This window comes from Brevibacterium sp. JSBI002 (assembly GCF_026013965.1).
GTDB lineage: Bacteria > Actinomycetota > Actinomycetes > Actinomycetales > Brevibacteriaceae > Brevibacterium.
Genome location: NZ_CP110341.1, coordinates 266,545 through 292,677, shown reverse-complemented (window position 1 = coordinate 292,677; position 26,133 = coordinate 266,545). Strand labels below are relative to the sequence as shown.

The window sequence follows — 26,133 nt, the reverse complement described above, 5'->3', positions numbered from 1 at the left end:
TTCGCGGCGCAGCCGATTACTCGCGGTCGACAATTCCCCGCGGCACACAAAAAGTCGAGCAGCACTGTTTCAAAACTGTGCTGCTCGACTTTTTTCGAGCTATTCAGCAGCCACACGGCAGTTTGCTCTTTTGGTACACCCTGTTCTGAAATGCCCACCGAGGAACGTGAGCAATTCAGAACAGCGTGTACCAAAGTGCCCGCTTCAGCCGCGACCGCGCCCGTGTACGCAGCTGCGCCGCAGACTGCTTACTGTGCGGCGGATTCCTCGTCGCGCTTGTCGAGCTCGGGGATCATCGGCACGCGCTGACCGCGCTCCTCGGCCACCTCGGAGGCGCGCTCGTAACCGGCGTCGACGTGGCGGATGACGCCCATGCCCGGGTCGTTCGTGAGCAAGCGTGCCAGTTTCTGAGCGGCCAGCTCTGTGCCGTCGGCTACGGAGACCTGCCCGGCATGGATGGAACGGCCGATGCCGACTCCGCCGCCGTGGTGGATCGATACCCAAGTCGCGCCCGAGGAGGTGTTCACAAGAGCGTTGAGCAGCGGCCAGTCGGCCACGGCGTCCGTGCCGTCGAGCATCGATTCGGTTTCGCGATAGGGGCTGGCGACGGAACCGGAGTCGAGGTGGTCACGGCCGATGACGATCGGGGCCGAGATCTTGCCTTCGGCGACGAGCTGGTTGAACAGCAGGCCGGCCTGGTGGCGTTCCTTGTAGCCGAGCCAGCAGATGCGTGCCGGCAGTCCTTCGAACTCGACGTATTCGTTAGCGGCGTCGAGCCAGGTGTGGAGGTGCTCGTTCTCAGGGAAGAGTTCCTTGAGGGCCTGGTCGGTGACCTCGATGTCCTTCGGGTCGCCGGACAGAGCCACCCACCGGAAGGGCCCGAGGCCTTCGCAGAAGAGGGGGCGGATGTAGGCGGGGACGAAGCCGGGGAATTCGAAGGCACGGTCGTAGCCGGCCTTGCGGGCTTCGTCGCGAATCGAGTTGCCGTAGTCGAAGACCTCGGCGCCGCGGTCCTGGAATTCGACCATGGCCTTCACGTGCTTGGCCATGGATTCTTCGGCGCGGATGGTGAACTTCTCAGCATCCTGCTCGGCCTCTTCGTGCCAGTCGTCGACGCTCACGCCCACCGGCAGGTAGGACAGCGGGTCGTGGGCCGAGGTCTGGTCGGTGACGATGTCGACTTCGGCTGCCTCAGGGCGGTCGAGGATGAGCGGGAGGATCTCGGCGGCGTTGCCGACGAGTCCGACGGACAGGGCCTGCTTGTTCTTCTTCGCTTCGATGACCTTGGCCAGTGCGGTGTCGAGGTCGGTTTCGACCTCGTCGAGGTAGCGCTTGCCCTTGCGGCGATCGAGGCGGGTCTTGTCGACGTCGATGATGAGGCAGGCGCCGCCGTTGAGGGTCACCGACAGCGGCTGGGCTCCGCCCATTCCGCCGCAGCCGGCGGTGATGGTCAGGGTTCCGGCGAGGGTGCCGTCGAAGCGCTTGCGGGCGATGGCGCCGAAGGTCTCGTAGGTGCCCTGGAGGATGCCCTGGGTGGCGATGTAGATCCAGGACCCGGCGGTCATCTGACCGTACATCATGAGGCCTTCGGCTTCGAGCTCGCGGAAGTGCTCCCAGTTGGCCCAGTCTCCGACGAGATTAGAGTTGGCAATGAGCACGCGCGGGGCCCATTCGTGGGTGCGCATGACACCGACGGGCTTGCCCGACTGGATGAGCAGGGTCTCGTCGTCCTCGAGGTCGTCGAGGGTGCGCACGATTGCGTCATATGCTTCCCATGAGCGGGCGGCGCGACCGGTGCCGCCGTAGACGACGAGGTCTTCGGGACGCTCGGCAACCTCGGGGTCGAGGTTGTTCATGAGCATGCGCTTGGGGGCTTCGGTCTGCCACGACTTCGCGGTGATCTCGGTCCCGCGATCGGCGCGGATGACGCGGGACGGGTCGTGCTGGGTGAATGACGGCTTGGTGGTCATGGGTTCTCCTTGTCGCTGTGTCCGACGAGGCGGATGCTTGGCTGCCGCTTCGCGGTCGCGCCGAGGTGTGGGCTCCCCTGCGCTGTCGGCTCTGACTACACCATCCATTCTGACGACTGGAGCAGAATGCGGAAGTGGCCCGCATCAAGTTCCGTCCGACATTTCGGACGGACTGAAATTGACGGCAGAAACTCGCAGCCCGGGAACAGATCCAATCCACCCCACGAAGAGCAGCCCGCGCTTCGGTAAACACACCTGGCATTATTGCCGAATCGTGCAATGATAATGATCCACCCACACCGAGAACCGACCAGAGCGAACCGAATGGAGAAACGTTGGAGCTGCAGCAGATCCGCGCCTTCGTCGCCGTCGCCGAGGAACTCCACTTCGGCCGCGCTGCCGAACGCCTCGGCATGGCCCAGCCTCCGCTGAGCCGCACCATCCGCTCCCTCGAGACCGAACTCGGCGCCTCACTGTTCCAGCGCACAACCCGCTCGGTCAGCCTCTCCTCCGCAGGCGAGGCCCTGCTCGAACCGGCCAAACACATGCTCGCGACCCAGCAGGCCGCGATCGAATCCGTCCACCGCTCCTCCAGCGGCGAGGTCGGCCGGGTTCGCTTCGGGTATTCGCACCCGTCTTCCCGCGACTTGGCAGCCACCCTCGTGGCCGCCTCACACGAACGCAGTCCGGGAATCACCTTCCACCTCGAGTCGACCGTCTATGCCGACGAGGGTCTCGAGCGGATCATGGACGGCACGCTCGATCTCGCCCTTGTCCGTTGGCGCCGGCGGCCTCCGCTCATCGCGGGTCGCCCAGTGGCGATCGAGCGCCCATGTGTCGCCCTGCCGAGTTCACATCACCTGGCGAATCGGAAGAAGATCGACGTCGCAGAGCTCGCCGACGAGCCTTTCGTCCTTCTGCCCGCGCGCCCGAATTCGAACCTGCGCGAGACCGCCATGCGCCTATGCCTCGATGCCGGGTTCAGCCCGCGCACGGTCCAGGAGGCCCCCGATTCGCAGTCGATCTCTGCGCTCGTGGCCGCCGGAATGGGTGTGACGATCACGTTCGACTCCGTCGCCGCCGGCTACGACTCGCGGATCACCGCGGTGCCGCTCGACCTCCCGAACGAAGCTACCCAGCTTCACCTCGCATACCGCCTCGACCAACAGGACGCAGCCCTGAGCACGGTCCTCGATGTCGCCGAGGCGGTCCTGCCGACAGTCCGCTGAGCTCGGCCGGCTTCACCGCCGTTCGGAAAACCTCCACGTCCGTCGCCCACGCGACCGAGCCCACCATCGTTCGCCGCGCACGCGTCCGCCGACCATCTGATGCGTGTCCGGATACCCATTCATTGAGACGACCTCTTGTCTCTCGAGATCTATTCGGATATGTTCATAAATCAGAATGTATTGATATCAGCATCGGCAGTGATGCCGAAGGGATCGATGCCTCACCGCCGCGGCAGGACGGCTCGATCACAACCCAAAGGGAGACTCTGTGTCCGAAGACATCGTCATCTGCGAACCTCTCCGCTCCCCCGTGGGCGGATTCGGCGGACAGTTCAAGAACGTTCCGCATGAGGAGCTCGGCCGACAGGTCCTCACAGCTCTGCTGGAGAAGACCAACCTGCCGGGCGAGGCCATTGAGGATGTCGTCCTCGGCAACTGCTATCCGCACATGGAGACTCCGGCGATCGGCCGCGTCGTCGCCCTCAATGCGGGACTGCCGATCACCGTTCCCGGCCGACAGGTCGACCGTCGCTGCGGCTCCGGCCTGCAGGCGATCGCCGACGCTCACGCGATGATCTCAGCTGGCTTCGCCGACCTCGTCGTTGCCGGCGGTGTCGAGTCGATGAGCCGCGCACCGTTCTTCAACGAGGAGATCCGGTGGGGCGTCAAGGGCGGCAACATCGAACTCAAGGACGGTCTCGTCCGCGGCCGCCTCACCGCCGGCGGCAAGGATTATCCGGTGCCCGGCGGAATGATCGAAACCGCGGAGAACCTGCGTCGGGAGTACAAGATCTCGCGGGAGGACCAGGACGCCTACGCCGTGGAATCGCATCGTCGGGCCGCCTCTGCGACGGAAGAGGGGAAGTTCGCCGAGGAGATCGTGCCGATCACGCTGCCGGCCACCAGGAAGACCCCCGAACAGGTCATCACGACCGACGAGCACATCCGCTCCGGATCGACGGTCGAGAAGCTCGCGAAGCTCAAGCCGATGCTCGGGAAGTCCGACGATGAGGCCACGGTGACCGCGGGCAACGCCTCGGGCCAGAACGACGGCGCCGCTCTGTGCATCGTCACCACCGCGGCCAAGGCGCCGAGCTCGGGCTGCGGGTCTTCGCCCGCATGCGCAGCTGGGCGGTGGCCGGAGTGCCGCCGAAGACGATGGGCATCGGTCCGGTCCCCGCGACCGCGAAGGCACTGCAGCGCGCAGGTCTCGAACTCGGCGATATCGACCTCATCGAACTCAACGAGGCATTCGCGGCGCAGGTGCTCGCCTGCACGACCGAATGGAAACTGTCCGAATCCGACTTCGCCGAGCGTCTCAACGTCAACGGCTCGGGCATCTCACTGGGCCACCCGGTCGGCGCGACCGGTGGGCGCATCCTCGCCACCTTGCTGCGGGAGATGGATCGCCGCGAATCGCGCTACGGAGTCGAGACCATGTGCATCGGCGGCGGTCAGGGAATGGCCGCAGTCTTCGAACGCGTCGCCTGAGACTCACCCCTCCTGAGCCTGATCTTTTCAAGGCAGAACTGAGTTCCGGACGTTCCGTGCGGGAACAAACACCCATTTCCCGCACGGAACGGCCGGAACTCTCCTCGACTCCGGCGACCGAGACCGTCGCGACTCCAGCCCAGCCCAGACTGCGTACCCGTCCGTCCGACACCTCGGACGAAATCCGCGGAGACCCCGTTGTCTTAGCCCAGGTCAGCGCCGAAGATGAGGATCATGAACGCAACGAAGCAGCTGCTGACCGGGGTTCGGGTCGCCGATTTCTCCCGAGTCCTCGCCGGTCCCTACGCCACGGCGATGCTCGCCGACCAGGGCGCCGAGGTCATCAAGATCGAGATGCCCGGCCACGGGGACGATTCCCGACATCTCGGACCCTTCACTGAATCCGGGTCGACTTACTTCACCGGACTCAACCGCGGAAAGCGCTCGATCGAGGCCGATCTCAAGGACCCGGAAGACCACGCTCGCCTGCTCGATCTCATCACGAGCTGCGATGTCGTCGTCGAGAACTTCCGCCCCGGAGTCGCCGCGAAGCTCGGCCTGTCCTATGAGGACCTCAAGGCCGTCAAGCCCGATATCGTCTACGCGTCGATCTCCGGCTTCGGACAGCACGGCGCCCAAGCAAAACGCCCCGCCTACGACACCGTCATTCAAGCCCTGAGCGGGCTCATGGCCTCGACCGGCTTCCCCGACGGGTCCCCCACCCGAGTCGGCGAATCCATCGCCGACGTCTCCGCCGGAGTCTTCGCCGCCTTCGGCATCTCCTCGGCGCTCTTCCACCGCCAGACGACCGGCGAAGGCGCCCATATCGACATTCCGATGCTCGACGTCATGCTCGCCATGCAGCCGACGAACGCTTCCCTCCACTCCGCCGGATCCGCCCCCACCCGGGTCGGCAACCGCCACCCCGTTTCGGCACCGTTCGACACCTATCGCGCCGCCGACGGACTCCTCGTCATCGCCGTGGCCAACGACCGACTCTTCGCCACCCTGGCCGCCACCCTCGGCAAGCCGGAGCTGGCCACCGATCCGCGCTTCGCCACCGACGCGCATCGGTCGGACAACGACGACGCGCTGCGCATCGAGATCGAAGAATTCACCACCGGGCGCATCGTGACCGAGCTGTGCGAGATCTTCGATGCCGCCGGAATCCCGAACTCCCCCGTCCTCGATTTCGCCGAGGCGGTCACCGGCCCCATCGGCTCCGATCGCGATCTCACTGCCACCGATCCCCGGTCCGGACACGCCTTCCTCGGCCACCCGCTCCTCGTCGACGGCACCCGCCCGGCGTCCGCGCTTCCGGCGCCCCGCCTCGGCGAGCACAATGCAGACTTCGCCGAGGCGGGGCGGACGAAGCCATCGGACCCAACGGATTCGACGGACTCGGCCGAACCGACCGAGTCGGCGAACTGAGCCGCGGGCCGAAGGATTCGGCTCCTCCCGCGGACGCCTCCCTCCACGCACATCCTCTTCACCTCACGATCACCTTACCTCCAAGGAGCACTCATGGCCTTCGAAATCTCCGCCGACGAACAGGAACTCGTCGACGCCGTCGCCCAGATCAGCAAGGACGTCCTCGCCCCGCAGGCGGCCTCCGCCGACGCGAACGAACGCGTCTCCGACGAAACCTTGAAGACCCTCGCCGAGGTGGGGGTCATGGGGCTCAACCTGCCCGATGAATTCGGCGGGCCCGGCGTCGGTTCGGTGGCGATGAGCCAGATGGTCGCCGCCATCACCGAGGCGTGCGCATCGACCGCGTCGATCGTCACCGCGCAGTTCCTCGCCACCGACTCGATCCTCCTCGGCGGCACCGATGCCCAACGCGAAGCGTGGCTGCCACGTGCCGCTGCCGGCGAGGTCATCGGCGCTTTCGGGCTCACCGAGCCGGGTGCCGGTTCGAACCCGGCGGAGATGTCGACGAAGGCCACACGGGTCGACGGTGGTTGGCATCTCAAGGGCACGAAGTGCTTCATCACCAACGCCGGCTTCGCGGACTTCATCGTCGTCTACGCGAAGACCGACGTCGATGCCGGCCACAAGGGAATCAGCGCATTCATCGTCGACACCGCGGACGCCTCGGCGGGGTTGGACTTCAATCCCCCGGAGAAGACGATGGGTCTGCGGGGAAGTCCGGTCTACGAGTTCGTCATCGACACCGTCGTTCCCGAGGACGCCCTCATCGGGAACGCAGGCGAAGGCTTCACGACGGCAATGCGCGTGCTCGACCGTGGTCGCATCGAGGTCGCGGCGATGAGCCTGGGAATCGGCAAGGCCGCCCTCGACGCCGCCGTGGATTGGGCGGGCGAGCGCAAGATCAGCGGGAAACCGCTTGGCCGCTTGCAGGGCATCGCGTTCAAGCTCGCGGACATGTACACGAAGTACCGATCAGCGTGGCTGCTGACGATGGACGCCGCCGAACAGCGCGATTCAGGGGTCGATTTCACCCGCTCCTCGGCCACAGCGAAACTCGCCGCCTCCGAGGCGGCCGCCTTCATCGCCGATGAAGCCCTGCAGATCCACGGCGGTTACGGCTTCACCCGGGACTTCCCGCTGGAACGCTACGTGCGCGATGCCCGGATCTACCGCATCTACGAAGGCTCCTCGGAGATCCAACGCACGATCATCGCCCGCTCCCTGGCGAAGTAGCTGCCGGCACGGAACACAGGCGCCGGTGTCCGAGAGGCCGAGCGCGAAACAGCACCGAAACTTGTCCAGGTCTACGATCGGCACGTCGCCTGAGTGCACGTCGCTTGAGTGCACGTCGTCCAAGTTCCGGTCGATCTGTGCGGAACTTGGAGGCGAAAACCCGCACGCATCGTCCGGAACTCGTCGATCCCACGGGAGGCGAGGGCCGCCTCGGCGAGATTTTCCGATATCTCGGACGAAACCTGTGACTCGGATCTCGTGGGATGCGAACCGGCGGTGCCACACTGAACCAGATCCATCAGTTCAAAGGAGAGAAACATGGCGAGTACGACCAATTCGGGGATCGAGAAGCGATCCATCGAGATGGTGCCTGACGCCGAGCGTCACGGAACGCCACGTTCCCAGTTCACCCTGTGGTTCGGCGCCAACACTCAGATCACCGCGATCGTCGACGGGGCCTTGGCCGTCGTCTTCGGCGCTGACGCACTCTGGGCGATCATCGGCCTGCTCATCGGCAACATCATCGGCGGAATCGTCATGGCGCTGCACTCGGCGCAGGGTCCGCAGCTGGGACTGCCACAGATGATCTCCTCGCGGGCTCAGTTCGGCATCATCGGTGCGATCATCCCGCTCGTTCTCGTCGTGCTCATGTACATCGGCTTCGCCTCGACCGGCGCGGTCCTGTCCGGCCAGGCAGTCAATCTGATCATCGGCGTGCAGACTCCGTGGATCGGCATCGTCATCTTCGGCGCGCTCACCGCCCTGGTGGCCCTGCTGGGATACAAGTACATCCATGTGCTCGGTCGGATCTCCTCGGTGACGGGTCTGCTCGGATTCCTCTTCATCACCTACTGCGTGATCACGCAGGTCGACGTTCCCGGACTGATCTCGGGATCGTCGTTCGCCTTCCCCGCCTTCCTCTCCGCGATCGCCCTGTCCGTGGGCTGGCAGCTGACCTACGGCCCCTACGTCGCCGACTATTCGCGGTATCTACCGCGATCGACCCCGTCATCGAAGACCTTCTGGTTCACCTTCGGCGGATCGGTCATCGGATCGCAGTGGTCGATGACCCTCGGCGCACTCATCGGAGCCGCCGCCATGACGGAGTCCGGCAACGAATTCGTCGAGAACCAGGTCGCCTATGTCGGGGACATCGTCGGCGGCGGCGTCTTCGCGCTCCTCATCTTCGTCGTCATCCTGCTGGGCAAGCTCACCGTCAACACGCTCAACGCCTACGGAGCGTTCATGTGCACGCTGACGATCCTCACCTCCTTCGGCAACAAGGCGACCATCCGCCGCTGGACGCGCGCGGTCTTCGTCATCGGCATCGTCACCCTCACCGTGCTCGTGGCCCTGCTGGCCTCGGCGGACTTCCTCGCGAACTTCAAGAACTTCGTCCTCGCCCTGCTCATGGTCTTCACCCCATGGAGCGTCATCAACCTCACCGACTACTACCTGATCTCGAAGGACCGCTTCGACATCCCCGCCTTCTACGACCGGGCCGGCCGCTACGGCGCATGGAATTGGCGGGCACTCGTCGCCTACGGCGTCGGCGTGATCATCCAGATCCCGTTCCTCGCGCAGTCGTTCTACACCGGCCCGCTGGTCGCGAAGCTCGGCGGCGCGGACATCTCGTGGCTCGTCGGCATCGTCGTCACCTTCGTCCTCTACTTCGTGCTCATCCGCAACCACGGAGTCGCCCCGAAGGAGACGATCTACCCCAGCCTCGAGGAACTCGAGCGCAAGTGAGCCCCACCCTCACCGAGGCGGCACCGCCCTTCCCTGGCAGCTGACCTGTGCGAGGTGGCTTCGTTTAGTCAACGGCCGTCGGCCGGCAGCGTGCTTCGCTGCCGACCGGCGGCCGTTGTCGTGTCTCTCCACCAGGCAACAGACCCAATCTGCCACTTAACTACCACTCAGTTCTACTATCAAGTAATGTGTGTGGTGCCCGTCAGAATCAGGGCGTCCAACGGTGAACACTCTGGCCGACTGCACCCCGTCGTGACACTGTTCTCACCGTCACGGTGTACACCGCTGCGGTCTGCACCGACACCACTGTCCCGCACCTTCTCAATGCCGAGAGACATGGCAGAACAGGACCACGCCTATGAGCACGCCAACCACAGCACTGCCGACCACCTCCTCACACGGTTCCCGTCGTCGCCTGCAGGCCCTGAGCGCCGCAGCTGTCGTCGGCCTCGCACTCACTTTGTGCACGACCACCGCGCCGGCCAAGGCCACCGAACTCGTTCCGCAGACCGATGCCGAAGCCGAACAGTTCCTCGACGACCGTGCGGCAGAGGGTCCGAGCACACTCGACCGCGGCTCCGTCCCCGAAGGCGTCAGCGTCGAACAGGCGCAGAAGGCCGTCGAAGAGTCCGATGAGATCACCACGGCCGATGTCGAATACGCCGCCGCGCAGGAGGAGCTTCCGGCATCGGGGGTCCCCGGGAACTTCTATCAGACCCCGGACTCACTGCCGAGCGAGGACGGCGCAGTGGTCAAGCAGGCCGAATCCGAGTTCTACCTCGATCCGGTGAAGCTCATCAAGCATGACGCGAAGTCGACGGTCTTCATGTACAAGACCACCGATGAGAAGGGACAGGCCCGAGCCGCGACCGCCACTCTGCTCACCCCGAACGGCGCGAGCGGCCACGCTGAGGATGCCGTCGTCATCGCGCCGGGCACCCAGGGCATCGCCGACAAGTGCGCTCCGAGCCGCCAGATGGGCATGGGCACCGAATACGAAGGCATCTCCGTCGCATCGGCCCTCGCCGCAAAGCATCCGGTTGTCGTCGTCGACTACATGGGCCTCGGCACCGAAGGCACCCACCACTACGTCAACCGTGTCGAAGAGGGGCGCTCCGTCCTCGACGCGGCACGCGCCGTTCAGCAGCTCGACGGCAGCGAGATCGACGCGGACACCCAGCTCCAGCTGCGCGGATACTCACAGGGCGGCCACGCCACGACGGCAGCTCTGGAGCTACAGAAGGAATGGGCTCCCGAGCTCAACGTCGTCTCCACCTCGGCCGGTGCCGTGCCGACCGACCTGTACAAGACCGTCTCCGGTCTCTCGAGCGTCTATACGGCATTCGCACTCTACGGCGTCGTCGGGTTCGCCGATCAGGCTGACATCGATCTGTCAGAATTCCTCAACGAGAAGGGGCAGAAGGTGGTCGCCGAAACAGCGGACAAGTGCACCGTCCAAGCCCTGCTCTCGACTGCCTTCACGGATGGGAAGTCGCTGACGAAGAACGGCGAGTCGTTCCCTGAGGTCATCGACGAGCACTTCACGGACATCGTTGACCGGCAGCGGTTGGGTAAGGCCGAAGTGCCTGATATTCCGCTGCTGGTCAACCACAGCCGCCTCGACGACGTCATCTCGTTCGATCAGGGCAAGGAGCTCGCGTCGACCTGGTGCCGAGCCGGTCACAAGGTGGCCTTCGAAGACAATCTCGGGCCCACTCACTTAGGCGGCTACGTCGCAGCCCTGCCCCGCATCGAGACCTTCACCAGTCGCACCTTCGCGGGCAAGGCTCCGCTCGACAGCTGCTGGAGGCTGTGACCTCCCACCCTCACCGAGACAGCCCTCCCTGATCGGATCACGCATCCGAACGACGTGGCCCATCCTCGCCGCGGCGGCCCGCACCGTTGGGAAGCCCATGCACACGAGGCGGCCCTCCCGAAATGGGAGGGCCGCCTCGGCGGTATCTGAATTGCGTTCACCCCAGCCGCGAGGCGAAGGCGAGCAGGTCGCGGTCACCACCCGGGCGACCGACCAGCTGCACCGCCCGCGGTCCTGAGCTGGCTCCAGTTTCAACGCCGTTTCCGTTTCCGACGCCAGCTCCGTTTCCGACGCCGGCCCCGGGCAGCGGGATCGTCAACGCCGGCCAGCCGAGCACGTTGAACGGCATCGAATAGCGCATGAACTTCGCCGCCGATCCGGAGTCGATTTCATCCCAGCGGACCACCGGCCCGTCGAGGGCTGGAGTGAGCAGGAAATCGGCGGCGCCGAAGACCGACAGCGACCGCTCCCGCAGTTCGGCGAGCGCGTCCAACTGCTTCCGGTATTCGGCCTCGCTGAGGTCCCGGCCGGCCTCGATCTTCTTGGCCACGCCCGGTTGGTAGTCCGCGGCGTGCTCGGCGAAGAGGTCCTTGTGGACTTCGTAAGCCTCATAGAGACGGATGAAGTCGTAGATCGGCGCAAGGTCGTCGAGGAGTTCGCCCAGGGTCGGGCCATTCGCCGAGGTGATCGTGAGCTCCGGGACCGTCATGAGCAGGTCTCTCGCCCGGCTATCGTCGTCGCCGAAGAGGCTGACATCGATCGTCCGTTCGCCGCTGCCGATGAGGCCGATCGCCGCATTCAGGTCAGGTACCTCGCCGGACTCGTCGCCCGCGATCACATCGAAGGCCGTGGTCAGCACGCCGAGGTCCGAGGCGAACAGGCCGACGGTGTCGAAGGCAGGCGACAGCGGGAAGACTCCGTCGACGGGCACGACGCCGAAGGTCGGTTTGAACCCGAACACACCCTGGCAGGCCGCGGGCACGCGCACGGACCCGGCCGTGTCCGTGCCCAAGGCCAAAGGCACCGCGTTGGCGGCGACGAGCGCGGCCGATCCGGAGCTCGATCCGGCGGTGCACAGTGCGGGATCGACGGGGTTGATCACGCGGCCGAAGGCGGATTCGTCGCCGAGGATTCCATAGGAGTACTCCTGGCAGTTCGTCTTCGCCACCGGGATCGCCCCGGCCTCTTCCAGCACGGTCACGGTCGGCGCCGAGGTGGCTGCCGCCTCGGCGAGGGACGCTTTCGATCCCATCGTCGTCGGGTATCCGGCGACGTCGATGACGTCCTTGATGGCGAAGGGAATCCCCTCCAGTCGCCGAGGCGGCTGCCCGGAATCCGCGCGCTTCATCGACTCGGCGGTAAGGGCATTCGCGCGCTCATCGGTCATCGCTGTGACCGCGTTGAACTGCGTTCCGGCACGCGCCACCTCGGCAAGGGTGTGCTCGTCCATCCGATGCGCCTGTCCCGTCGTCGGCTGCGATTGCCCGTCCATCGTGTGTCTGCTCCTGCTCACTGGCTCAGCGCCTTGTTCCTCGTATCGAAGAGGACGAAGATCCCTGCCAACAGGTTAGCCGCAGCGAGATAGAGCGCGACGGGCACCCACGAGTCGAATGTCGTGAAGAGGAGAACGGAAATCATCGGAGCTGGGGCGGAAGAGATCAGACCGCCCACCTGATAGGAGATCGAAGCACCGGTGTAGCGGACTTCAGGGTCGAAGAGCCCGGAGATGAAGCCCGAGGAGGTCGCGTAGACGATCGAATGTGCAATCGGGAAGGCGATGATCATCGCCAACACTGCGCCGAGGAAGGTTCCGGTGTTCATCGCCCAGAAGATCGGCAGCGCAGCGACAGCCGTGACTAGGCTGCCGACGAGCATCATCGTGCGTTTCCCATGACGGTCGGCGAAGATCGCCACGAGCGGGATGGCAATGACGTCGAAGGAGGCACCGATCGCGATGGCCAGCAGCACCTCACCGCGAGTCAGTGCAGTCGCCTCTGGAGCATAGGAGAGGAGGTAGACGCTGGCGATATAGAACAGGGTGTTCGAGCCGACGAGGCAGAAGATGCCGATGAGCAGGGACTTCTTCGAGGTCTTGAACAGTTCGAAGAAGGGCAGGCTCGCGACCTTCTTCTCTTCCTTGACCTCATTGAGTTCCGGGGATTCAGTCAGGCGCAGGCGGATGAACAGTCCGATGAGGACAAGGACGGCGGAGATGAGGAAGGGGATCCGCCAGCCCCACGACATGAACTTCTCGTCGGGCATGAGCTGGACGAGGAAGAACACGAGGCTCGAGAGCACGGAGCCGGCAGGCACTCCGGCCTGTGGCCACGCACCGTAGAACGCTTTCTTGTGCGGTGGAGCGTGTTCGACCGCCATCAGCACAGCCCCGCCCCATTCACCGCCGACGCCGAAGCCTTGGACCACGCGCAGCAGCACGAGGAGGACTGGAGCAGCCACGCCGATCGTGTCATAGCCGGGCAGAAGGCCGATGAGGAAGGTTGCTATACCCATCATGAGCAGGGACAGCACGAGCATCGATTTGCGGCTGAGCCGGTCGCCGAAGTGGCCGAAGATCACGCCGCCCAGAGGGCGAGCGACGAAGGCGACTGCGAAGGTCGACAGTGAGGCCAGCTGGCCAGCGACGGGGTCGAGAGAGGGGAAGAACTGCTCGTTGAGCACGAGCACTGCAGCGGTGCCGAAGAGGAAGTAGTCGTACCATTCGACGGTTGTCCCGATGAAGCTCGCGAAGGCGACCTTGCCCGGGTTGGTGCTGCTCGGATCGGCTGAATGTGTGGTGGTTCCGACGGGGTCGTCGGGGCGAACCGATTGTGGATCAGACGTCATTGTGGGTCCTTCTTGCTGTTTCAGGGGTTCCGAAGTCGGGTTCTCACTGTGGCGCGAGACCGGACCACGGACGCATCGCTTCGATCGCCGCGGCGATGTCGAAGGCGCGGGTGTCATCGTACGGGCGAGCGATGACCTGGACGCCGGTGGGGATGCCGCAGTCGGCCATTCCGGAGGGAACGTTGACTATCGGCACCCGGTTGCAGATGTTGAACGGCATCGTCATGTGCGCCTGCCAATAGTGGTCGAGGCGCACGCCGTCCCCGCCGTCATTCCCGCTCTCACCACCTGACCTGGCATCTTCACGTCCGACGCCGTCGACGCCGATCGTGATCCCATCGAGGTAGCTGGCGTCGGCCTCCAATCCCGCCACCGCCGAGGTGGGCGCCAAGAGCACATCGAAACCGTCCATCGCCGACGCCAGCTCGGCCTGAATTTGGGATTCCATTTCGAGTCCCGCGAAGAAGGAACGGCGAGCGGCGACCGTCTCGGCGTCGGCCATAAACCGTACCGTGTACTGGGCCAAGGTGTCCTGGTGGCCGCGTGTGGCCTTCCGCATGGCGGGTGCCAACAGGTGCCCGAAGTGGGTGAACGCGGTCTCGAAGATTCGCTCGGCCGTCCACGGCAGTTCGATCTCCTCGACGTGTGCTCCGGCCGATTCCAGCGCCGAGGCGACCGTGCGGGTATTCGCCTCGATGTCCTTCCCGACGGGGAAGTCCCCCAACCTCACGCACAGCGCAACCCTGCGTCCGCGGAGTCGGTCGGTCGCCTCGGCGGGGTTGAAATCGTCGAGGAATCCGGGCGAGGTGGTGGTCGCGTGATCGCTCGGATCGACGCCGACCATGACCTTCGCGAGCAGGGCGGCATCGGCGACGGTGCGGGCCATCGGCCCGTCCCCGCGGTACCAGTCCGCGGCCAGAGGCTGAGCTCCGGGGATCCGCCCGTAGGGCGCCTTGTACCCGACGGTGCCGGTGAAGGCGGCGGGCAGCCTCGTGGATCCGGCGATGTCCGAGGCCGTGGCCAAGGGTGCGAAACCGGCGGCCAGCGCAGCACCGGATCCGCCGGAGGATCCGCCCGGCGAGAGGTCGGGGTTCCACGGGTTGCGGGTCACGCCCCACATCGGGGAGTGCGTGATCGTCGCGCAGCTGAACTCCGGAGAGGTCACCCGGGCGTGGACGAATCCGCCGGCGGCGCGGATGCGGGCGATGATCGCGGCGTCATGGTCGGCGACGGTGTCGCGTTCGTGGAGCAGCCCTTGGGTGAGGCCGCGGCCGGCGAGCGCGTGCTTCTCCTTGGCGATCACGGGAAGTCCGAGCAGCGGGCGGGCGGCGGCCGCCTCGGCGACGGCATCGTCGGTGGCGTTCGCGTAGAAATCCTCGGCCTCCCGCGCCGAGGTGACCGCCTCCTCGACGACCTCCGTGACCGCGTTGATGCGCTCATCTTCGGTCGTGATGCGGCCGATGAACGACTTGAGGTAATCGACCGGGGACAGGTCCTTGGACCGGAAGGCGGCGAGCGCCTCGCTGGCGGACAGGGTCCAGGGTTCGGTGGTGGCGGTCGTTGTGCTGGGGTGCGGGGTGGCAGGGCTCATGCGCGCACCTCGGCGACGGAGGAACCGACCCAGACGGCACCGTCACGGACATCGGCGAGCTCACCGCGGACGAGCTCGCCGGCCACCGAGGTGAGGACGCGGACGCCGCGGAGCATGTCGTCGTCGGTGGTGAATTCGCGTTCGCAGTGGGAGACGCCGTCGACGCTGGGCACGAACATCATCACGGCGGGCACGCGGTGATTCATCGCCACGGAATCGTGACCGGCCATCGTCTCCAGCCGGCGGATGCTCAGACCTTCGTTGGCAATGGCTTTCTCGGCGAGTTCGACGCCCTCGGTCGGGAAGTGGCGCTTGTCGCGGATGTCGAAATCCTCGACGTTGATGGTGATGTCGTGGGCGCGGGCGATCTCGGCGATCTGCGTCCTCAGCGAGTCGCGGGCAGCCTGAACGATGGCCGGATCGGAGGAGCGGAGGTCGGCGACCATGTGGACGCGGCGGGGAACGACGATCGGCGAATTCGGTTCGACGATGTGCTGGCCGACCGAGGACACGAGGGCTTCCTCTTCGAATTCGTCGACCACCTCGGCGACGGCGAGGACGACTTTGGCCGCGGCGACCAGCGCATCGTGGCGATCGGCCATGGCGGTCGCACCGGTGTGGGACTGTTCGCCGAGGACGTCGATGTCGAGCTTCTGCGTATACCAGCTGGATTCGACAACGCCGATGTCCGTAGCTTCGCGTTCGAGGATGCGGCCCTGCTCGATGTGGATCTCGGCGTAGGTGATCGCCTCGGGCGGTGTGTCGGTGCCTGCATAGCCGATGGCGGCCAGCGCTTCGGCGACGGTCGTGCCTTCGAGGTCGGCGACGGCGAGCATCTCGTCGAGGTCGAAGAGTCCGGCGTAGACGGAACTGCCCATGATCGATGGGGCGAAACGGCCACCTTCCTCGTTGAACCAGTTGACGACGGCGAGGTTGTAGCTCGGTTTCAGGCCGGATTCGGCGAGTTCCTCTTTGACCCGCAGGGCTGCGAAGAGCGCGGCGATGACTCCGTAGGCGCCGTCGAAGCGACCACCGAGCGGCTGCGAATCGAGGTGCGAGCCGATGAGGACGTACGGGGCATCGGGAACGAACTCGAGGCACGCGAACATGTTGCCGATCGCATCCACACGCACGTCGAAGCCCTTGTCCGTCGCCCAGCCGCGCATCCAGTCACGCGTCTGCTTGTCCTCCTGCGTCAGCGCCTGCCGGTCGACGCCGTTGTTGACGGTCGCGCCGATGGTGGCGACGAAGTGGAAATCGGTGAGGAAGGCCGCGTCGGAGGTTGGGCGTGCCTGTTGGTTCATTGCTGATCGCTTCTCTCATGAGGGTGGGATGTGGTTTGCAAAGGTCTGGGGCGCGGTTGAGGGCGGTTGAGGGCACGGGCGGGCCCGCACATCGCTTTTCGTTCAGTTCATCGCTTTTCATCCCGATGATCTGTACAGAATGTGATGTGAAAGTGGACGAAACTCGATGTCGATGCAGGCTCACCCGTGCTCACCCCAGCCGTCCGCGGGTCTCGGGCAGTCGGGTGACGAAGATGAGCACGAGGCACACGGCCGCGACAGTCGCCATGTAGTAGCCGGGCGCGGTGTTGACGCCAGTGATGTCGACGAGCCAGGTGCCGACGAACGGCGCAGTGCCGCCGAGTGCTGCGTAGGAGATGTTGTAGCTGATGGCGGCCGAGGTGAAGCGCGTCTTCGTCGAGAAGCGTTCACAGAAGAAGGTGTAGCAGCCGCCGCCGTAGCAGCACAGCGCGAGGACGAAGATCGTCTGCCCGAGGAATGCCAGCCCCATGTGCCCACTGGTCACGAGCCCGAATGCCGGCACCGAGGTGACTGCGAGCAGAATCGATCCCGCGATGAGCATGGGACGGCGACCGAATCGATCACCGAGGTGGCCGGCAATGGGCAGGAAGATCGTGTAGCTGGCCATGGCGATCGCGTTCGTCAGTAGGGACTGCTCCCGGCTGAGGTCGCCGGTGGTCTGGATGTAGGTGACGAAGTACGCCGAGAGCATGTAGAAGCCGAGCGCGGTGACGCCGAGGACGAAGAAGACCTGGAGCATGCCGACCCAGTTCTCGCGGAACGAGTCACGAATCGGGCTGAATTCCTTGGGGCGTTCGGCGGCGGTCTTCTTGAACAGCTCAGATTCGTCGGTCTTCGCTCGGATCCACAGCCCGACGGCTGAGAGCGGCAGGGCGAGAAGGAACGGAACACGCCAGCCCCAAGAGTCGAAGGACGCGTCGCTCATCACGGTCGACAGCAGCAGAATGAGGCCTCCGGCGAAGACCGACGGGAGTGCGGTCGCAGCCAAGGTGATGTTGATCCACAGTCCGCGTTTGGCCACGGGAGCGTGTTCGTAGACGAAGGACGGTCCGCCCACGGATTCGCCGCCGGCCGAGAATCCCTGCCCGAGGCGGGCGAGGATGAGCAGGGTCGGGGCGAGCCAGCCGATCTGAGCGTAGCCAGGCAGGATTCCGATGAGTGCCGTGCACACACCGACCAGGAAGATCGTGATGGTCAGAGTCTTGCGGCGGCCGACCTTGTCACCGAGAGCACCGAAGAACAAGCCGCCGAGGGGCCGCATGACGAAGGCGACTCCGAAAGTCGCGAAGATGACGAGCAGACCTGTGATCCGGTCGCCGTCGGGAAAGAAGTACTCGGACAGGATCACCGCCGATAGACCGTACAACGTGAAGTCGTAGAACTCGACGAACTGGCCGATGCTGCCGCCCAGGAGCACCTTCCGCTGCATCTTCGTCGACGTGGTTCGCTGCTCGGTCGGGGCTGTGATGGACATCCGGGATCTCCTTAGGGCGCGGGGATGATTTCCACCATCTTTGCGATCCACAACACATTAGTCCAACAGATACTTTTGAAACTGGTCATGAGGAAAATCGATGAGAGGCCGAGGTGGCACCTCTCCGCGTAAGCCCCTGACCTCGGCGGCGGACCGCTTCCCCACCGACCGCCTTCCCCAGCACCAGCGCAGTCCTCGGCCCGCGGTTCGGGTCCTTCTGTCCGCTTCAGCCGCCTAGGTCCCGAGGATCTCCAAGGTCAGCTCGCAGAAGGCTCGCGCACGCTTGCTCAGCCTCAGCTCTTTCGGCCAGACGATGGCAAGGTCGATGCTCGGGAAGTCGTCGAGCAGCGGAACGTCCACCGTCTTCGATCCGATGTACGTCCCCGAGGACACGCTCTGGCTCAGCAGCGAGTACCCGTGCCCCATCGCCACGAACGACCGCACGGTTTCGTAGCCAGCAAAGGTGTGCCGCACGATCGGCTCGACGCCGGCGATCCGGAAGAGCTCGTCGTAGTATTGAGTGCTGAACGGCAGATCCAGTTGGATGTAGTTTTCATCTGCGAGCTCTCGCAGGTGGATTGGTCGCGGCCGTTTCCCACCCCCGCCGAGGTGGTGATCGAGTGAGACGAGGACGTGCGGCTTCACGACGTCGATGAGGAAGCGATCGAAGCGATCGGTCATTCCCAGCGTGTAAGTCAGTGCGAGATCGCAGTCGCCGGCGATGACAGCGGCTTGCAGCTCCTGAAGGTTCGCCTCGAGGTAGTTGATCCGAACATCCGGGTAGCGCTTCTCGAATTCGCTGTGGATGAGCGGCAGGCGGGTGGGCGCGATCGGCGAGAAGACTCCGACCGTGAGGTCTCCACTGAGACGACGTGAGAGGCCCAACGCAGTCTCGCCGAGGTTGTCGGAGGCTTCGAGGAAAGGTGTGACCTCTGAGAGGAATCGCTTCCCGGCAGGCGAGAGCACCACCGAACGATTGCGCTGTCGGATGAAAAGGTCGAGGCCGATGGTCCGCTCAAGCTGCGCCATCGCCGTCGAGATCGCCGACTGGGTGACGTTGAGCTGCTTCGCCGCCTCGGTCATGTTCTCCCGCCTGGCGACCTCCTGGAAATAGCGCAGCTGCACCAGGGTGAAATCAAGGGCCATAGCTCACCATCATCTCACTCGCAGCCATCCGCGTGCAGATCCAACCGCGCCGAGGCGGTTCTGTTCGAGCACTACCGACCGACCGTTCCCAGACGGCAGGCTGCAACCCTTCCCAGACGGCAGGCATCGCACAGACCATCCACTTCTACCGGGTCGGATCCAGTTCCGAGAATTCTCCCGACACTTCAGTCGTCACCGATCCCGAGTCCATGCCGACGAGTAAAGTGCCCTGAAACTGATCGAACTCCCAATAAACCACTCAAAAGCGTCCTTCAAATTCAGCATGTGATTTCCAGTCGAATCTTTTTCGAAGATTCTATTGTCTTCTATTCTCTGACTGCCTATAATTGAGCTAAGAGACCTTCAATGACGAACGGAACTCAACAGCGATGACCTTCACCCCCGACCGCAAGCGACGCAAGTCAGGAAAGCGCGACCGCCGCGCCGCCGCTGACTCGCGCGGTGGGGCGAGCAGAAGACCGCCGACGAACATCACACCGGCAGACCTCGTGGGCACCTCTTCTCAGAATGCCCACGCACCCGAGGACACCGCGCAAGCACAACCCGAAGAAACATCGGACCCCGCAACACTGGCCGAACAGCTAAAGGCGGCCGGGCTCGACCTCAGCGGCCACCACTTCGCCGAGGTGTTCGAGGCCCTTGACCCAGTTTCGACCGACGATGACGCAGCCATTGACAATGCGCCGATAGCCGACGACGAACAAATGGACGAAGACACGTCGGCTCTCGATGCAGGACAACCAAGCAAAACCGTCACGACCTCCAGCAGAGATAATTCGAGAGATACCGTCGATCCGGCGAAATCCACAGGGCTCGATCCGAACGCCAAGACTGACTCGACCGCACATGCAGACCCGACCTCATTGTTCGAAACAACCGAGCAGATCAGCTCAACCACGCAGCCCGCCTCCGCTGATCCTGCCAGCCCGGCCAACACAAGCGCCTCTGTCGCCGCTGAGCCTGAGGCTGGAACTGATCCTCAACGACCAACCTCGCTGCACCCGATCCTCACCGACGCCGCCTGGAACGACCTGCTTGCGAGCGCTCCCGAAATCACCGACTCGATCGCCTCCCTGACCGGACTGGTCGGAGGTCTTCGTGCATTCGACCGGCCGATGGGACCGAACGAGGCCCTGCAGGTCATCGATGGGGCCGAGGCGCTGCGTCGACTCAGTGAATCTCTGTCCACCCTGGCACTGGCCGTCTACGAACGCGTCGGCACGCCTAAGGACAGTGGTGCCAAGTCGACCAAGGCGCTCATCCAGGAACGCCTCAACCTCTCAGGGCGAGAAGCGAACCGCCGGGCAAGGCTCGCAGAGAATCTCGGCGGACGAGTCGCACTCGACGGACAACCCCTTGAGCCCGAACACCCGCTCGTCGCCGAGCAGCTCCACCTCGGCACCCTACCCGCGGAGCACCTCACCGTCATCGAAGACTGCCTCAAGGCACTGCCCGCGTGGGTGGACCACGAGACGAAGTCCCGTGTGGAGACCGACCTCGTGAAGTACGCGAAATCGGTGACTGTGAGCGAGCTCCGCGACATCTTCCGTCGGATGCTCGCTCTCATCGACCCCGATGGTGCCGAGCCGCTCGACCCCAGCGATCGTTCCGCCTACTTCATCACTGCCCGGCCCAAGCGCAATGGAGACTGGAGACTGGAGGGTGTGCTCGATCCTGTGGCGGGATCCGAACTGCACGGACTGCTGACCTCGCGGATCCAATCCGCGAAAGGCACCACATCGACAATCGCAGAACCCACCGACTCCGAGGCGGACGAAGGCGAGCGCGAAGACGCTCCCTCACTCGCCCCAAACGCCGGGCCAGACCAGACTCCCGCTAGTGGCGGCCTCGGCCAGACCTTCGACGAGCAACGGTTCGAACCTCTCGATGCCGTCCTTACCGGAGATCGTTTCGATGCACCTCCATGGGCTGTCATCGAGGCCACCGGAGACAACAAAGCCGAATCCGCGGATCCCGCTGCCAACCGTGCCGTTCCTGCCGGTCACGGGGTCCGCGCCAATGGTTCGGCCGTCGATCTCATGAGCGAGCAGCCCAGTGCGAAGGCCTGGATCTACGAACGTTTCGCCACTCTCATTTCGCGCATCAGCATGAAGGAAGCCGCCAAAGGTTCGCCTTACGCCCTGGTCGTCACAGCAAAAGCGTCCGACATTGCCAACGGCATCGGCGAAGCCACCACAGGCTCCGGCGACCGCTTCCCGATGGGCGACGTCGCTCGGCGCGGCCTCGAAGGCACCGTCTTCTTCCACCTGATGGACGAAAAGGCTCGCACGGTGGAAGTCTGCACGGAACAGCGCTTCGCAAACAAGAAGCAGACCGCAATCGTCACCGCCAGGGATCGCGGATGCGTGTTCCCCGGTTGCGACGCACCGGCGGGGTGGTGCGACGTGAACCATGTTGTGCCGCACGCCCTGGGCGGCAAGACCGACATCAACAACATGTGCCTGCTGTGCTCCTTCCACCACCACTTGATGGACCGCTCCGACTGGGAAGTCTTCATGCTCGGCGACGGACGGCCGGCATGGCGACCGCCCGAAAGCACCGACCCTGCTCGCGTCCCGATCCTACACTCACGATTCATCACAGACGACATCATCGACGGCCTCTTCGGAACGTAGCGGCGCATGGCCATTCAATGGCGCCGCTGTGCCTCCATTCTGAAGTGAGCGCGAGTGGCCTTGGCGCGGCTGCCTTCACCCCACCGGACTCGTGCTTACGCGCTGGTCAGAGCGCAGGCGGTACAGCGTTCGGTCCGAAAACGGTCCTCGCCGGTCACAGACCAGCCGCTGCATAAGGGATTCTCAGACGGGTGCAAATAGACTGGCCCCATGCACCTCGGCCCAGTCACCTCCAGCGCGTCCGCGATTCCGCACGACATCTCGGCGGCAATCCCCAGCCCATCCATCTCGAGCTTCCAACTCGGACCGCTGACGATCCACTTCTATGCGCTGTGCATCCTCGTCGGCATCATCATCGCCATCGTGCTGACGAACCGTCGACTGACCAAGCGCGGCGTCGAGGACTGGCAGGTACTCGACATCGCAACGCTGGCCGTGCCGATGGCCATCGTCTTCGCCCGCATCTACCACGTCATCACGCACTACACCGACTACTTCGGCCCCGGCCGCAACCCGTGGAACCCGTTCGAACCCGGCTCGGTTTGGGCGATCTGGGAGGGCGGCATCGCGATCTTCGGTTCCCTCATCGGCGGCACGCTGGGTGCATGGATCATGTGCCGCCGCCTCGGCCTCAAACTCACCACTCTGCTCGACGCCCTGGCACCGGGTCTCATCCTCGCTCAGGCCTGCGGACGATTCGGCAACTGGTTCAACCAGGAGCTCTTCGGCCTGCCCACCACCCTGCCCTGGGGCCTCGAGATCGATCCCGGCAACCCAGCAATCCCGCTGGGCACTCCCCCTGGCACCCTCTTCCATCCAACGTTCCTCTACGAGGTCATCTGGAACAGCCTCGGCGCTCTCGTCCTGCTCTACCTCGGCCGCAAGGTCTTCTTCCAGTGGGGGCGCCTCTTCGCCGTCTACCTCATGTGGTACGGCGCCGGCCGCATCGTCTGGGAGTCCATCCGCCTCGATCCGAGCTTCGTCATCCTCGGCCTGCGCACCAACGTGTGGGGCGCGATCGGCGCCGTCGCTCTCGGCGTGGCGATCATGCTCATCCAGTGGAAGCGCCACCCCGAGCCCGAAGAATCACCGTTCATCCCCGGACGCGAACCCGAACCCGCGAAAGACTGACACACACCCTCACCGAGGCGGCTCCCCCGATCCGTGGATGCGCGCCCTTCCGGGACCGCATCCGCCTTCGGGTCCACGTTTGCCAGTCTCCACGTTTGTCATTCAGAGTCCCATTCACTTGGCAGGGTTATGCTCACCCAACAAACTACTGTCAAGTAACATGGATTGCATGCACTTCTTCCGCATGATCCTGCACCTGCTGAGGTCCCACCGACGATCCGCGCGCGACATCTGGGACACCTACTCCCTCCCCATGCGCGTCCACCTGGGCGAGATCGACATATTCATGCATCTCAACAATGGCAAGTACCTCTCGATCATGGACCTGGGACGACTCGACATGATGGTGCGCAGCGGAGCATGGCAGGCGATGCGTGAGCGCGGATGGACCGGCGTCGTCAGCGCCGAGACCATCAGCTTCCGCAAATCGCTGAAACTCTGGCAGCGCTACAACCTCGAGACCAAGGTCTGCGGAATCGACGAGCGCACCGTGTTCTTCGAACAGCGCATGGTCGTCGACGGCGAGATCTTCGCCCGAGCCTATGTCGCCACTCGCCTGATCTCCGATGACCGGCCGCTCACCAGGGACGCCCTCATCGAGGCCTTCGGGATGCCGGAGAACGAACCCGAACTGCCCGACTGGATCCACGATTGGCGCCGTGACAACGCGCTGCCGAGCACCCGCCGGCCCGCCTGGAGCAGCTGGACATAACAGAGCTGTCGTCTGGACCGAGCTGTAATCGGCACTGCACCGTGGTCCGCGTTGAGTTGCGCTCGGCACGGCGCCGCGGCCCGGGCAGAGCCGTGGTCGCGACGGCGCCGCGGTCGGCACGGCGCCGCAGCTCGACACCACTGCGACCAACCCCGCAAAACGGACTACCGCCCCGCTTCGATCCACTCCTTAAGACGGCCCAGGCCGCGAGTGATCGCGGTTTCATCAATACCCGAATAGGCCAGTCGGATATAGGACCGGTCCTCCCCGGGCTGCGGTGAGCCGAAGTGCTCGCGGGTGCAGAACGAGACACCCGTGGCATGCAGCGCCTCGGTGGAGAAGTCCGCCAGAGTCGCGATCCCCTTCGACTCCATCGCCTCGGTGACATCGGGGAAGACGTAGAACGTCGAGCCCGGTGTCGCCACACTCATGCCGGGGATCTCATTGATGAGTCGACAGGTGGCATCGCGCCGTTTGCGCAGCACCTCCAACATCTGCCCCACCGGCCCCTGCGGTCCGCGCAGGGCAGCGATCCCTGCCCACTGCACGTACTGGTTCGTGCACGATTCGTCGTTGGTGTTCATCAGCGAGATCGCCTCGGCGACCTCCTTCGGCGCCACCGCGCAGCCGAGCCGCGACCCTGTCATCGCGTACTTCTTCGAGAAGGTGTAGAGGATGACGGTGCGCTCCCGCATGCCCGGCAGCGCGGCGATCGACTGGGACTTCCCGCGATAGCGCATCTCGAAGTACGCCTCGTCTGAGAGCACCCACAGGTCGAATTCCTGCGCAATCGCGGCGATGGCCTCACGCTCGCCCGGGGTGGACTCTGCCGAGATCGGGTTCTGCAGGTCGTTGTAGATGATGGCCGTCGTGTTCTCATCGATCGATGCCCGCAGGTGGTCGAGGTCGATGGCAAAGCCGTCGGAGGTCGGAACATATCGGTAGGGCAGGGCCGTACCGCCCAGATATTCGATCTGGGATTCGTAGATCGGGAAGCCCGGATTCGGGTAGAGCACGCCTTCACCTGGGTTCATCACGGCTTGGAGGAATTTCGTGATCACGGGCTTGCCACCGGTGGTCACGACCACCTCGGCGGGGTCGATCGTCATTCCGCGCCGCGAGCCGATGTCATCGGCGAGCGCCTCCCGCAGTTCGGGAATCCCCGGCCCAGGGCAGTAGCCGGTCTTGCCGTCGCGGATCGCCTGCTCCATCGCCTCGACGATGTGAGGAGCGAGCGGGAAATTGAGATCGCCGAGGTGGAACGGGAAGACCTCGTTGCCCTTCGCCTTCCAATCGGCGGCGGCCTGGGCCACGCGGAAAGCGGTCTCGGTGCCGAGGTTGTCCAAACGGCGAGCGGTCTTCATCGTCGACTCCTTCTTCGGGGTCCATCTCTTCGGGGCAGTGCTGAGGTATCGGTGCTGAGGTATCCATGCGTGCTGCGCAACGCAGGACGAAACCGTCCCCGGACCACGGTGCGCACCGGTTCACTCACGATAGAGCACCTGACCAGGGATTGTCAGCGATGTCCGAGTTTCATCCGACGGCGAGCGCGCTCCGCCCAGCGAGCAGGCACCACAGGCCGATGCCGAGGAACACCGGAGCGCCGAGGATGCCGCACCAGAAACTCGGCGCCGCGGTCTCGCGCGGCAGGATGAACGCGACCACCGCGACAATGGTCAGCAGCAGCCCCGCCACGTGAAGGACGGGCTGGCCGAAGACGGCGGCGAGCGCGAAGAAGTGGATACCGACGATCGCGAGGATGAGCGGGGCGACGTTCTCGGTCTGGCCGGTACGGATGAGGAAGAAGCTCGCCACCGCCCCGATGATGACCTCCGCCCAGAACACGATGAGGTAGAGCGTGAACGCGGACGTCCCGGTGGTGAAAGCGCTGGGTTCCGACCAGTTGCCGATGGCGGCGAGAATGCTCGGCACTGCGAGTGCGAGGCCCGCGACTCCGAGTCCGGCGAGCACGAGTCGCCAGACCAGTGCTCTGGGTGGCGCTTCCTGTGCCCAACCCGACCAGATGAACGCGGCGAGGCCGAAGATCGCGCCGATCATGACAAGGTCGCGCGGGTGGGCCACGTCGATCATCGTCGTTCCCTTTCATCCGTGCGGGCTGACTTCGACACTACTCAACAAAGAGGATCCGGACCTATGACGTTTTCCCGACTCCCTCGGCTCTGAGCGCCGCCGATGGTGCCGAGTTCGGCGAGTCCCGTCGTCACACTCGCCTCCACCGCCGAGGCGGCCGCCTCTTCCTGCCCCACCGAGCTGCCCATGTTGGCGCCCCTCACCGAGGCGCCGGCCCATCCTGTCCCACCGACCCAACCGTGT

The 26,133-nt window shown here is 64.7% G+C and carries 18 protein-coding genes and 1 pseudogene; 10 read left to right on the top strand and 9 right to left on the bottom strand.

The window, feature by feature from the left end; translation table 11 throughout:
* Positions 1 to 248: 248 nt before the first annotated feature.
* On the bottom strand, positions 249 to 1,970 hold the full coding sequence (gene hutU, locus LJ362_RS01280; protein WP_264800370.1) for a urocanate hydratase: 1,722 nt from the start codon (positions 1,968 to 1,970) through the stop codon (positions 249 to 251).
* A 335-nt stretch (positions 1,971 to 2,305) separates the two neighbouring features.
* Here hutU and LJ362_RS01275 point away from each other — a divergent pair, with 335 nt between their 5' ends.
* The 7 genes and pseudogenes from LJ362_RS01275 (at position 2,306) to LJ362_RS01245 (ending at position 10,919) form a co-directional block, all read left to right on the top strand.
* Positions 2,306 to 3,199, top strand: coding sequence for a LysR family transcriptional regulator (locus LJ362_RS01275; RefSeq protein WP_264800369.1), 894 nt, complete (start codon positions 2,306 to 2,308; stop codon positions 3,197 to 3,199).
* Between the two features lie 268 nt (positions 3,200 to 3,467).
* A pseudogene (locus LJ362_RS01270) lies at positions 3,468 to 4,235 on the top strand (acetyl-CoA C-acyltransferase); the annotation flags it as partial.
* A 26-nt stretch (positions 4,236 to 4,261) separates the two neighbouring features.
* The gene (locus LJ362_RS01265; RefSeq protein WP_264800368.1) at positions 4,262 to 4,690 is read left to right on the top strand and encodes a hypothetical protein; all 429 of its coding nucleotides are present in this window, start codon (positions 4,262 to 4,264) and stop codon (positions 4,688 to 4,690) included.
* Between the two features lie 234 nt (positions 4,691 to 4,924).
* Positions 4,925 to 6,121, top strand: coding sequence for a CaiB/BaiF CoA transferase family protein (locus LJ362_RS01260; RefSeq protein WP_264800367.1), 1,197 nt, complete (start codon positions 4,925 to 4,927; stop codon positions 6,119 to 6,121).
* 93 nt (positions 6,122 to 6,214) lie between these two features.
* A complete protein-coding gene (locus tag LJ362_RS01255; protein WP_264800366.1) occupies positions 6,215 to 7,354 on the top strand; it encodes an acyl-CoA dehydrogenase family protein in 1,140 nt (379 codons plus the stop codon).
* A gap of 318 nt (positions 7,355 to 7,672) precedes the next feature.
* On the top strand, positions 7,673 to 9,103 hold the full coding sequence (locus LJ362_RS01250) for a purine-cytosine permease family protein (RefSeq protein ID WP_264800365.1): 1,431 nt from the start codon (positions 7,673 to 7,675) through the stop codon (positions 9,101 to 9,103).
* A 358-nt stretch (positions 9,104 to 9,461) separates the two neighbouring features.
* Positions 9,462 to 10,919 carry a lipase family protein gene (locus LJ362_RS01245; RefSeq protein ID WP_264800364.1) on the top strand — a complete coding sequence of 486 codons (1,458 nt, stop codon included), beginning with the start codon at positions 9,462 to 9,464 and terminating at the stop codon, positions 10,917 to 10,919.
* A gap of 157 nt (positions 10,920 to 11,076) precedes the next feature.
* On the opposite strand, the gene LJ362_RS01240 is transcribed toward LJ362_RS01245, so the two are convergent.
* From LJ362_RS01240 to LJ362_RS01215, 6 genes are all read right to left on the bottom strand, one after another.
* Entirely contained in the window at positions 11,077 to 12,432 is a 1,356-nt protein-coding gene (locus tag LJ362_RS01240) for an amidase (protein ID WP_264800363.1), read from the bottom strand.
* Positions 12,429 to 13,763 (bottom strand): MFS transporter, encoded by a 1,335-nt coding sequence (locus LJ362_RS01235; protein ID WP_264800362.1) that lies wholly within the window; start codon positions 13,761 to 13,763, stop codon positions 12,429 to 12,431. Before LJ362_RS01235 ends, LJ362_RS01240 begins: the two co-directional genes overlap by 4 nt.
* Positions 13,764 to 13,806: 43 nt before the next feature.
* On the bottom strand, positions 13,807 to 15,354 hold the full coding sequence (locus LJ362_RS01230) for an amidase (protein ID WP_264800361.1): 1,548 nt from the start codon (positions 15,352 to 15,354) through the stop codon (positions 13,807 to 13,809).
* Entirely contained in the window at positions 15,351 to 16,658 is a 1,308-nt protein-coding gene (locus LJ362_RS01225; protein ID WP_264800360.1) for a M20 family metallo-hydrolase, read from the bottom strand. Before LJ362_RS01225 ends, LJ362_RS01230 begins: the two co-directional genes overlap by 4 nt.
* 190 nt (positions 16,659 to 16,848) lie before the next feature.
* Positions 16,849 to 18,153, bottom strand: a complete 1,305-nt coding sequence (locus tag LJ362_RS01220; RefSeq protein WP_264800359.1) for an MFS transporter — start codon at positions 18,151 to 18,153, stop codon at positions 16,849 to 16,851.
* Positions 18,154 to 18,387: 234 nt separating this feature from the next.
* The gene (locus LJ362_RS01215; protein WP_101545950.1) at positions 18,388 to 19,299 is read right to left on the bottom strand and encodes a LysR family transcriptional regulator; all 912 of its coding nucleotides are present in this window, start codon (positions 19,297 to 19,299) and stop codon (positions 18,388 to 18,390) included.
* 389 nt (positions 19,300 to 19,688) lie between these two features.
* Between LJ362_RS01215 and LJ362_RS01210 the strand changes: the two genes are divergently transcribed.
* The 3 genes from LJ362_RS01210 (at position 19,689) to LJ362_RS01200 (ending at position 23,799) form a co-directional block, all read left to right on the top strand.
* A complete protein-coding gene (locus LJ362_RS01210; protein WP_264800358.1) occupies positions 19,689 to 21,956 on the top strand; it encodes an HNH endonuclease signature motif containing protein in 2,268 nt (755 codons plus the stop codon).
* 210 nt (positions 21,957 to 22,166) lie between these two features.
* Entirely contained in the window at positions 22,167 to 23,087 is a 921-nt protein-coding gene (gene lgt, locus LJ362_RS01205) for a prolipoprotein diacylglyceryl transferase (RefSeq protein ID WP_264800357.1), read from the top strand.
* Between the two features lie 169 nt (positions 23,088 to 23,256).
* Positions 23,257 to 23,799, top strand: coding sequence for an acyl-CoA thioesterase (locus LJ362_RS01200; protein WP_264800356.1), 543 nt, complete (start codon positions 23,257 to 23,259; stop codon positions 23,797 to 23,799).
* Between the two features lie 164 nt (positions 23,800 to 23,963).
* On the opposite strand, the gene LJ362_RS01195 is transcribed toward LJ362_RS01200, so the two are convergent.
* Both LJ362_RS01195 and LJ362_RS01190 read right to left on the bottom strand, forming a co-directional pair.
* Positions 23,964 to 25,163, bottom strand: coding sequence for a pyridoxal phosphate-dependent aminotransferase (locus LJ362_RS01195; protein ID WP_264800355.1), 1,200 nt, complete (start codon positions 25,161 to 25,163; stop codon positions 23,964 to 23,966).
* A 169-nt stretch (positions 25,164 to 25,332) separates the two neighbouring features.
* Complete coding sequence (locus LJ362_RS01190; RefSeq protein ID WP_264800354.1) at positions 25,333 to 25,890, bottom strand: hypothetical protein; 558 nt, start codon at positions 25,888 to 25,890, stop codon at positions 25,333 to 25,335.
* Positions 25,891 to 26,133: the final 243 nt, after the last annotated feature.